This window comes from Exiguobacterium acetylicum, assembly GCF_022170825.1.
Lineage (GTDB): Bacteria > Bacillota > Bacilli > Exiguobacteriales > Exiguobacteriaceae > Exiguobacterium_A > Exiguobacterium_A acetylicum_B.
The window spans coordinates 3,166,427-3,176,680 of record NZ_CP081878.1 but is presented as its reverse complement, the minus strand read 5'-3'; the positions used below and the strand labels follow the sequence as shown (position 1 = coordinate 3,176,680).

Annotated in this window: 11 protein-coding genes; 10 read left to right on the top strand and 1 reads right to left on the bottom strand. The window is 47.2% G+C overall.

From position 1 onward, the window contains the following. The first annotated feature begins 737 nt into the window (after nt 1-737). The 8 genes from rpmH (at nt 738) to K6T22_RS16450 (ending at nt 8,227) form a co-directional block, all read left to right on the top strand. The gene (gene rpmH / locus K6T22_RS16485) at nt 738-872 is read left to right on the top strand and encodes a 50S ribosomal protein L34 (RefSeq protein ID WP_012371910.1); all 135 of its coding nucleotides are present in this window, start codon (nt 738-740) and stop codon (nt 870-872) included. Nucleotides 873-1,037: 165 nt separating this feature from the next. Continuing rightward, nucleotides 1,038-1,388 carry a ribonuclease P protein component gene (rnpA, locus tag K6T22_RS16480; RefSeq protein WP_023469862.1) on the top strand — a complete coding sequence of 117 codons (351 nt, stop codon included), beginning with the start codon at nt 1,038-1,040 and terminating at the stop codon, nt 1,386-1,388. A 104-nt stretch (nt 1,389-1,492) separates the two neighbouring features. Then, nucleotides 1,493-2,347 carry a membrane protein insertase YidC gene (gene yidC / locus K6T22_RS16475; protein WP_023469861.1) on the top strand — a complete coding sequence of 285 codons (855 nt, stop codon included), beginning with the start codon at nt 1,493-1,495 and terminating at the stop codon, nt 2,345-2,347. A 147-nt stretch (nt 2,348-2,494) separates the two neighbouring features. Further along, nucleotides 2,495-3,877 (top strand): tRNA uridine-5-carboxymethylaminomethyl(34) synthesis GTPase MnmE, encoded by a 1,383-nt coding sequence (gene mnmE, locus K6T22_RS16470; RefSeq protein WP_023469860.1) that lies wholly within the window; start codon nt 2,495-2,497, stop codon nt 3,875-3,877. Between the two features lie 44 nt (nt 3,878-3,921). After that, nucleotides 3,922-5,811 carry a tRNA uridine-5-carboxymethylaminomethyl(34) synthesis enzyme MnmG gene (mnmG, locus tag K6T22_RS16465; protein WP_238238325.1) on the top strand — a complete coding sequence of 630 codons (1,890 nt, stop codon included), beginning with the start codon at nt 3,922-3,924 and terminating at the stop codon, nt 5,809-5,811. A gap of 5 nt (nt 5,812-5,816) precedes the next feature. Continuing rightward, nucleotides 5,817-6,533, top strand: coding sequence for a 16S rRNA (guanine(527)-N(7))-methyltransferase RsmG (gene rsmG / locus K6T22_RS16460; protein WP_023469858.1), 717 nt, complete (start codon nt 5,817-5,819; stop codon nt 6,531-6,533). A gap of 48 nt (nt 6,534-6,581) precedes the next feature. Continuing rightward, nucleotides 6,582-7,424, top strand: a complete 843-nt coding sequence (gene noc / locus K6T22_RS16455; RefSeq protein WP_023469857.1) for a nucleoid occlusion protein — start codon at nt 6,582-6,584, stop codon at nt 7,422-7,424. Nucleotides 7,425-7,462: 38 nt separating this feature from the next. Next, nucleotides 7,463-8,227, top strand: coding sequence for a ParB/RepB/Spo0J family partition protein (locus tag K6T22_RS16450; protein ID WP_238238324.1), 765 nt, complete (start codon nt 7,463-7,465; stop codon nt 8,225-8,227). 34 nt (nt 8,228-8,261) lie between these two features. Here the strand turns inward: K6T22_RS16450 and yyaC are convergent, their stop codons facing one another. Then, a complete protein-coding gene (yyaC, locus tag K6T22_RS16445; RefSeq protein WP_238238323.1) occupies nt 8,262-8,879 on the bottom strand; it encodes a spore protease YyaC in 618 nt (205 codons plus the stop codon). A gap of 183 nt (nt 8,880-9,062) precedes the next feature. Here yyaC and K6T22_RS16440 point away from each other — a divergent pair, with 183 nt between their 5' ends. Continuing rightward, on the top strand, nt 9,063-9,992 hold the full coding sequence (locus K6T22_RS16440; protein WP_238238321.1) for a mechanosensitive ion channel family protein: 930 nt from the start codon (nt 9,063-9,065) through the stop codon (nt 9,990-9,992). Next, nucleotides 9,964-10,152, top strand: a complete 189-nt coding sequence (locus K6T22_RS16435) for a DUF951 domain-containing protein (protein WP_238238320.1) — start codon at nt 9,964-9,966, stop codon at nt 10,150-10,152. The genes K6T22_RS16440 and K6T22_RS16435 overlap by 29 nt, the downstream gene beginning before the upstream one ends. The last annotated feature ends 102 nt before the right edge of the window (nt 10,153-10,254 follow it).

The window sequence follows — 10,254 nt, the reverse complement described above, 5'->3', positions numbered from 1 at the left end:
AAATACCCCCCTTTTTTTATCAAGATAGAAAATTTTTGTACACAGGCTTATACACAGACAAAGTTAATGAAGAAACTCGACTTATCCCCATAACGTAAAAACTGTGGATAACGTTATCCACAGGCAGTTGAATCTGTGTATAAAGTTATCCACAGGGTGTGTATAACTTGTTTTGTCCTGAACGATCAGGATCATGTTATGCACAATTAGTGTATCAAAAGAAATGAGCCCTGGCAATGGTTGGAATGATTTATCCACAAGTAAATTAAACCGTCCACAGGTAGTTACCCACAAGCTGTGGATAGTGTGGATAAATTGTGGATAAGAGGTGGATAACTTTTCGAAAGAGGAAGCGTCAAAAAAGAGTTATTCACAAAATGCAAAAGAAGTGTAAAAAGAGAATCCAAAATCGAGGATTGACGTCGATTTTAAAAAATACTATTGTAGACAAAGTGAAGAGTTATCCACGGAAAGTGTGGATAATGTGGATAAGTCTGTGGATAGGTGGATAAGTCTACAAACATCCCCTCCATGATCCATATGTATTCTATCGCGTAATAGAGTTTGCTCAGTCGAATCCTATCGCCTGTTTTCGAACCAGAAATCCCTTAAGCAGGACAAGAAATCTTCCGAACTTTCATTGACAATGCCACAATCAGTTTATATAATGTACAAGACTGCCTTAAAGTAGAAAATAACAATTGGTTATAAAAATCTTTTAAAGGAGGTGCAGACGAATGAAACCAACTTTCAACCCAAACAACCGTAAGCGTAAAAAAGTTCACGGATTCCGTGCGCGTATGGCTACGAAGAGTGGCCGCCGTATCTTGGCTGCTCGCCGTCTTAAGGGCCGCAAAGCCTTGACTGTCTAATGCATTGATGCATCCATCACTTCGGGCATGATCCGAGGTGATTTTTTTTATGTTTTTTCGTGTGTTCCTGCTTTTGTCACATGCGCCCTATCGCGTCGCATGTTTATTCTATGATATGATGAGAGACGACGAATTTTCGTAGTGTCAGGATGGAGTGTGAATAAGGTGAAGAAGGAATACCGCGTCAAGAAAGACAAGGAGTTCCAAGCGGTGTTTACTAAAGGAGCCTCTGTCGCAAATCGGCAATTTGTCGTGTATGCCTTGAAAAAGGAGCAACAGACTCACTTTCGGGTTGGTTTATCCGTCAGTAAGAAAATCGGGAATGCCGTCGTCCGGAATCAGGTAAAACGGTATCTTCGGGAAGCATGCCAGCAGCATGAAGCCTCGATTGCCCCGAATTATGATTTGGTGATCATCGCGCGCAATCCGGCCGCTAAGATGACCGCGCAAGAAGTGGCTGACAGTCTCCGTCACGTCCTTAAACGTTCCGGTGTCTGGATGCGATCAAAAAAATGAATCGTAGCAATGCATCCTGTTGATTTGTACGGCGCTCCCTTTCCTTGCCTTACTATAGAAGAAGATGGCGTTCGACAAAGCGTAAACAATTTCTAGGAGGAATTATGAACAAGAGAACTAAGATTTGGTTAACTCTCGGACTCATGTCCGTGCTCGCGATCGTATTATCCGGTTGTACACCTAGCTCGTATGGTACTGGTGAACCGATCACAGCAGACACAGAAGGTTTTTGGAAACATTACTTCGTTTGGCCGATGGCGTGGTTGATTCGTGAGATTTCACAGTTCTTTAGCGGTGATTACGGTATCGGGATCATCATTACGACACTTCTCGTTCGTCTTGTCATCCTTCCATTGATGATCAAACAAACGAAGAGTATGGGTGGAATGCAAGTCATTCAACCAGAAATGATGAAACTTCGTGAAAAATACAGCTCAAAAGACCAAGAAACGCAACAAAAATTGCAACAGGAAATGATGAAGCTCTACCAAGAGCATAACGTCAATCCGCTTGCAGGCTGTTTGCCGATTTTGATCCAAATGCCGATCTTGATCGCGTTCTACAACGCCATCATCTATACACCGGCTATTTTCCAACACACATTCCTTTGGTTCGACCTTGGGAAACCGGATCCATTCTTCATCTTGCCGATCATGTCTGCGGTACTAACGTATCTCCAGCAAAAGATCTCGATGGCAGGTCAAGAAGACAATCCACAAATGAAAATCATGCTTTATGTCTTCCCGATCATGATTTTCATCATGGGGGTTACACTCCCATCTGCCCTTTCTCTTTACTGGGTCGTCGGTTACATCTTCTCGATCATCGTTACGATCGTCATCATGAAGCCAATGCGTGAAAAGATTAAGTTGCAGACGGAAGCGACAATGGCTGCTAAACGTGAAAAAGAAGCGGCACAAGCAGCACCGGCTCCTAAAAAATCGAAAAAGAAACGCTAATATTTGAAGAGCGACGCTTTGTTTTGACAGAGTGTCGCTCTTTTTCTTTTGCGTCATTTCGTGTATAGTTGTTTCGTTATACCCATTGTAATAATTAAGGATTAAATACTCATAAAAAGACAGAAGAAAAACGAGGTGGAAGAACGGATGATGGAATTTGATACGATTGCCGCGATTTCGACGCCGATGGGAGAAGGGGCGATTGCGATCGTTCGCTTATCAGGTCCTGATGCAGTCGCTGTAGCCGACCGTGTCTATAAAGGGAGCAACCGCTTGACGGAAGTACCAACCCATACGATTCATTACGGGAAATTGGTCGACCACGAGGCGGATCGTGTCGTCGATGAAGTAATGGTGAGTGTCATGCGCGCACCAAAAACGTTTACACGTGAAGATGTCATCGAATTGAATTGTCATGGAGGAGTCGTCGCGGTCAATCGTGTCCTCGAACTCATCCTCGCACAACCGGAAGTTCGGTTAGCGGAACCTGGTGAATTTACGAAACGCGCGTTTTTGAACGGGCGAATCGATTTGTCGCAGGCGGAAGCCGTCATGGATCTGATCCGGGCGAAAACGGACCGAGCGATGCATGTCGCCGTTAGTCAGATTGAAGGGCGTCTTTCAAAACTCGTCCAAGACTTACGTCAACAATTGCTACAAACGATTGCTGCGATCGAAGTCAATATCGATTACCCCGAATACGATGCAGAAGAGATGACGCAACAGATCGTCGAACGCGATGCGGGTGCTGTTCGTGCGATTCTAGCAGAGTTATTAACAACGGCACGCCAAGGGAAAATCTTGCGCGAAGGGTTATCCACAGCGATCATCGGTCGTCCGAACGTCGGAAAGTCGTCTTTGCTCAACACATTGGTGCAAGAAGCAAAGGCCATCGTTACGGATATCGCGGGAACGACGCGCGATACGATCGAGGAGTACGTCAACGTTCGTGGTGTACCGTTGAAGTTGATCGATACGGCAGGGATTCGCGAGACGGAAGATATCGTCGAACGGATGGGTGTTGAAAAATCACGTCAAGCATTAAAGACAGCTGATTTGATCTTACTCGTCTTAAACGGAAACGATGTTCTGACAGATGAGGATGTTTTGCTGTTTGAAGCGATCAAAGGGATGAACGCGATCATCATCGTCAACAAGAGTGACCTGGCGCAACAGATTGATTTGGCGCGTGTCACGGAACTTGCTGATGGTCGACCAATCGTTACGACATCCTTGCTCGAAGAAGCAGGCGTCAACGATCTTGAAGCAGCGATTGCGAGTCTGTTCTTTGAACAGGGTGTCGAAAGTCAGGATATGACGTACGTCTCAAATGCGCGTCACATCCAGCTCATCAAACGAGCGAGTCAAATGATTGAAGATGCTCTCGGTGCAGCAGAAGCAGCGATGCCGATCGACATGGTACAGATCGATTTACGACGAGCGTGGGATACGCTTGGCGAGATCAATGGTGATACAGCACAGGATAGTTTATTGGATCAGTTGTTTTCGCAGTTCTGTCTTGGGAAATAATTCGAGACGACTGCGTGTGGAATTAAGAAGGAGGAACCAGTACTATGGCTTATCAAGCAGGTGAATTCGACGTCATCGTCGTCGGAGCCGGACATGCCGGCATCGAAGCCTCTCTTGCTGCGGCACGAATGGGCTCGAAAACGGTCATGTTGACAATGAATCCCGATATGGTCGGATTCATGTATTGCAACCCGTCGATCGGTGGTCCTGCAAAAGGGATCGTCGTCCGGGAAATCGATGCGCTCGGTGGCGAAATGGCACGTGCAATCGATGCAACGTATATTCAAATGAAAATGTTGAACACGTCTAAAGGTCCTGCAGTGCGTGCACTCCGGGCACAGGCGGATAAATTCGAATACCAAAATCGGATGAAAAAGGCACTCGAAGATGAACCGAATCTTCTTTTGCGTCAAGCACTCGTCGAGCGGTTGTTGATTGACGACGAAGGACGCTGTGTTGGTGTCGTCACGAACACAGGAGCGGAGTATCGAGCGAAAGCGGTCATCATCACGACAGGAACGTTCATGCGTGGAAAAATCATCATCGGTGAATTGTCGTATGAGAGTGGTCCGAACAATCAGATGCCATCGATCAATCTATCGAAACATCTTGAAGAACTTGGATTCGAACTCGCACGTTTCAAAACAGGTACACCACCGCGAATCGACGGAAAAACGATCGATTATTCGAAGACTGAGATCCAACCCGGCGATGAGGTAGCACTTCCGTTTAGTCATGAAACGACTCAGATGATCACGGAACAAATTCCATGCTGGTTGACGTATACGACAGAGTATACGCATCAGTTGATCGATGCGAACTTACACCGTTCACCGATGTTCTCAGGAATGATCAAAGGAACGGGTCCACGTTATTGCCCATCGATCGAAGATAAGGTCGTCCGGTTCAACGATAAACCGCGTCACCAAATCTTCCTTGAGCCGGAAGGTCGCGATACGGAAGAAGTCTACGTTCAAGGATTATCAACAAGCTTGCCGGAAGACGTTCAACACGATATTCTCCGCTCGATTCCAGGGCTTGAAAACTCTGAAATGATGCGTCCTGGTTACGCGATTGAATACGATGCGGTCGTTCCGACACAACTTTGGCCAACGCTCGAGACAAAACGTGTTCCTGGTTTATTCACAGCAGGTCAAATCAACGGAACAAGTGGCTACGAAGAAGCAGCCGGACAAGGAATCATGGCAGGGATCAATGCCGGACTTCAAGTCCAAGGCAAAGAACCGCTCATCTTATCACGTTCACAAGGTTATATCGGTGTCATGATTGACGATCTCGTCACGAAAGGTACGAACGAACCGTACCGTCTTTTGACGTCACGTGCTGAGTATCGTTTGTTACTCCGTCATGATAATGCGGATCTTCGTCTATCAGAAATCGGTCATGAACTTGGATTGATTTCAGACGAACGCCAAGCGAAGTTACTCGATAAACAAAAGCAAATCCGTCTTGAGATGAAACGTCTTGAGAAAGTCGTTATCAAAGCGACGCCAGAAGTGAATGCACAGCTAGAAGCGATTGGTGCGTCACCACTAAAAGAGGCTTTGCATGCGATCACGTTACTGAAGCGTCCGGAAATCACGTACGCGATGATCGCGCAAATGACGCCACCGGAAACACCACTGTCTGCAGAAGCAGCAGAACAAGTCGAAATCCAAGTCAAATATGCCGGCTACATCGATAAACAACTCGATCAAGTGGAAAAAATGATGCGGATGGAGCAAAAACGGATTCCAGATCGTCTTGATTACGATGCGATCAGTGGATTAGCGATCGAAGCGAAACAAAAACTAAACCAAGTGCGTCCGCTCTCGATCGGACAAGCATCTCGGATCTCAGGGGTTAACCCGTCTGATATCTCGATCCTGCTTGTCTATATCGAGCAAGGCCAATACGCATTGACTGCGGAGTGAACGAGATGAACCAACAGCAATTCGTAACAGCATTGGCAGCACAGGGACTTGAGGTCTCAGAACATCAGTTGCATCAATTTAAACGGTATTATGAACTGCTCGTCGAGTGGAATGAAAAGATGAATCTGACGGCGATAACGGACGAAGAAGATGTCTATCTCAAGCACTTCTACGATTCGATTACAGCAGCGTTCTATTTTGATTTCACGACAGTCACGACGGTTTGTGATGTTGGTGCGGGTGCTGGTTTCCCAAGTCTACCGATTAAAATCATGTTCCCGCATCTCCAAGTGACGATCGTTGATTCACTCAATAAACGAATCGGCTTCTTGAATCATTTGGCGACGGAACTCGGACTCGAAGGTGTGGCGTTTCATCATGGACGTGCCGAAGAGTTCGGTAAAAATAAACAATTCCGCGAACGGTTCGACGTCGTGACAGCTCGTGCGGTCGCCCGGATGTCCGTTCTCGCGGAATATTGCCTACCGCTTGCGAAAGTCGGTGGACAATTCGTTGCCTTGAAGGCAGCGAAAGTCAGTGAAGAGCTCGAGGATGGTGCGATTGCCTTAAAAGTACTCGGTGGGAATTTACGGGAAAGTTTCCAGTTCCAATTGCCAGGCGAGGAAAGTGAGCGTAATATCGTTATTGTAGATAAAAAACGAACAACACCCGGGAAATATCCGCGTAAAGCGGGTACGCCTGCAAAAGATCCATTAAGCTAAACACCGTTTCACGTGAAACGATGACTGATAAAGGTGAGGTGCGCCAACGTGAGAAATGCAATTGCCAAGCTGCTCGGTAAGGGAGGGCAACCTGCTACGATCGAGCTTGACCCACAAGAGACGGTTCAGGAATTACCATTGACAGAACTTGTCGCGAATCAATTCCAACCACGGACAGTGTTTGATGGGGACCGAATTGAAGAGCTAGCCGTTACGATCGAAGAGCATGGATTACTCCAGCCGATCGTCGTTCGAAAACAAGGAACAGGATACGAGATCATTGCGGGAGAACGACGATACCGGGCAGTGCGCTCGCTTGGCTGGGAAACGATTCCTGCCATCGTCAAAGAGATGACGGACGAGACGACTGCTTCACTGGCATTGATTGAAAATCTGCAACGCGAAGATTTGACACCAATCGAAGAAGCAGAAGCCTATGAGCGCTTGCTTGCGTTACAAGACATCACGCAAGAAGTGTTAGCTCGTAAGCTCGGACGTAGTCAATCGACGATTGCCAACAAATTGCGTTTGCTTCGATTGCCAACGGATGTCCGGGAAGCATTGAAGCAACGGACGATCACGGAGCGTCATGCCCGTGCGTTATTACCGCTCAAGGATGAAGCGCTACAAGTAACGGTACTCGCTGAAATTCTGGAACGGGAATGGAACGTCAAGGAGACGGAGCGCCGGGTGGAACGATTGATGACACCACAGCCACCGAAGAAAAAACGTCATAAGAGCTTTGCTCGCGATACACGGATTGCGTTAAATACCCTTCGCGATTCTGTCGATATGATCGAGCAAACCGGATTGACGATTGAAAAAGAAGAAGTCGATTGTGAAGAATATGTAGAGGTGCGGATTCGCATCGTGAAGGCACGTCCGGAATAAGCGGTCGTGCCTTCCGCTACGTTTAGGAGAGAAGGCAAGTGAACGAATTACCTGTTCGGGCGATTCGCCCGAATCCGACTCAACCCCGGAAACGATTCAATGAAAAAGCATTAGAAGAACTCGCCCAATCACTCGTTCGGCACGGGATGATCCAACCGATCGTCGTCCGACCACGTGATGGCTATTATGAAATCATCGCCGGCGAACGACGGTATCAAGCAGCGAGTCGCGCAGGATTCGAACGTGTACCGGTCCTCGTAATCGAAGCAGACGAGACACGCGTGATGGAGCTCGCTTTGATCGAAAACATCCAACGGGCGGATTTATCCGCGATTGAAGAGGCGATGGCGTATGCGGAGATGATCGAGGAATTCGGTATCACGCAAGCAGAGCTTGCGCAGCGTGTCGGCAAAAGTCGTTCGCACATCACGAACAGTCTTCGGTTACTACAATTGCCGTTACTCGTTCAACAAGCAGTGATGGATGAGCGGCTATCGATGGGACATGCCCGTGCCCTATTGTCGCTGAAGCATCCAAAGAAGATCGAGCAGATGGCAGAACGCGTCATGGCGGAAAACTGGAACGTCCGTCGATTAGAGCAGGCACTTCGGGAACGGAAAGAATCCGTTCGTCCGCAACAAGCGACCGCCGTTCAATTCGTCGAAGAATCACTTCGAGAAAAGTACGGTGCGACAGTCCGGATTAAACAAGGGAAACAGTCAGGGAAACTAGAGATCGATTTTGCAGACGAAGACGATCTCAACCGGTTGCTCGACTTGTTATTGCCCGAATTAGACCAATAAAAAGAAGCGATCCTGACGGCTCGCTTCTTTTTGATTACATCGAACGTGGTGTAAAGGAAATCGTCGTCCGAGTTGATTCAGCGGATAGTTTCGCATCGACTAAGTGGAAGCTGTTCGCGACAAGTTCCGCTAACTCATAAACGAGATGTAGGCGTGTGTTCTGCAGGATCATCATCTCCATGAACCCACTGACGTTGACGACAGCCTTGATGTTGAAGTCACCGACCGCAGGTAACTCTTTTTGAACGCCAGCACCAGGTGCAAGTGGACCTTCTGAGAAGAAGACATGTCCAACGCTTGAAAGTCGACCGAGGCACGCATCGATTGCAATGACGAGCGGACGGTAATGTGTTGTTTGGATCGAATGAATGGTTTCGGCGAGATTCAGTGCATGGACAGGTTTAGCGAGTGTGCCGTAGACGTGAAGATGAGCAGGTGCTTGTTTTTCAAGAAATGTCCCGACTAGTGGACCAAGGGAGTCACCTGTCGAACGATCAGAACCAATGCAGACGAGTACGATTGGTCGTTTTTCTTGGACAGCGGAGATTTGTTCGAATAGTTGTTCGGCTAAGCGTTCTTTCGCGAACGGTTCCGTATATTCTAAAAAGAAAGAATAGGGCTTGGGCTCGTGCGAATGAAAGCGGAAGTTCATCGAAATCATCCTTTCTTCTCTTGGTGTCGGTGTCGTGGTGGGTTGGCAAGAGTGAAGGGTTCTTAGATGATTTTCCTTTCCCGGTTTTTCCGAAAATCTAACGTCAAAATCGGCTCTTTGGTTGAAACTCAACTAAAATCACGTATACTGTCGTAATAGAGAGAACAAGAAAGGATGGAGAGAATGGCTACCAATCAAGATGTACAAGAATCCGTCGCCCAAGTCGATAAACTAATCAATCAAGTAATGGATGCGGATATGTGGATTCGTTTTGGGATAAAACTATTGATTGCGCTCATCATCATCGCGGCGTTCTACGTGTTAACGCGTGTTTTGACTGGGGCAGTCTCACGTCTCTTTACGATCAGGAAAATTAATGAACAGGATTACTTGGCACAACGTCAGAACGAAACCCTGCTGAAGTTGCTTCAAAATGCAATCCGTTACGTGCTCGGAATCGTCATGTTGTTGACGGTACTCAGTCAATTCGGAATCAACATCACCGGTCTTGTCGCCAGTGCCGGAATCGCCGGTCTTGCGATTTCGTTCGGTGCGAAGAACTTGGTGCAAGATATTATTACCGGAGCGTTCATCATCTTCGAACGCCAGTTTAAAGTCGGAGATTATGTACGCGTCGGTGTGATTGAAGGTGTCGTAACGGAACTCGGGATTCGAACGACGAAGTTAAAAGGACTCAATGGTGAGATCCATATCATCCCGAACGGTCAGATTTTGCAAGTCACGAACTATTCGGTCGACAACAGTTTTGCGCTAGTCGACGTTCAAGTCTCGTATGACGAAGATCTCGAACGTGTCGAACAAGTCTTGCATGAGATTGCGGACCGGACGACGAAGAAGTATGTCGATATGTTCGTCGAACCGATTCAAATGCTCGGTGTCCAGACGCTTGGTCCTTCTGAAGTCGTCTATCGTTTGATGGCGGAAGTACCACCGATGCAACACTTCCAAGCGGGTCGTCTCATCCGTAAGGAATTGAAACAAGGACTAGAAGAAGAGAACATCAAGATCCCGTATCCACGGATGGTCATGATGAATCCAGAACAAAAGAATGGTGGACAGACGGATGATTCCAAAAACGTATCAACTCCATGATTATGTTGAGATGAAGAAGCAGCATCCATGCGGTGCGAACCGATGGCAAATCATTCGGGTCGGCATGGATATCCGAATCAAATGTCAAGGTTGCGGGGCGAGCATCTTGATGCCACGCCGTGATTTTGATAAACGATTGAAAAAAGTCTTACCAGAGTGACGAAAAGCGGATCTGATCCTTGTGATTGGATCCGCTTTTTGATTGTCTTTTGTAAGCCGAGCAGTTGCCTTCGTTTAAGACGTGATTAAAAAAGACGGTCGA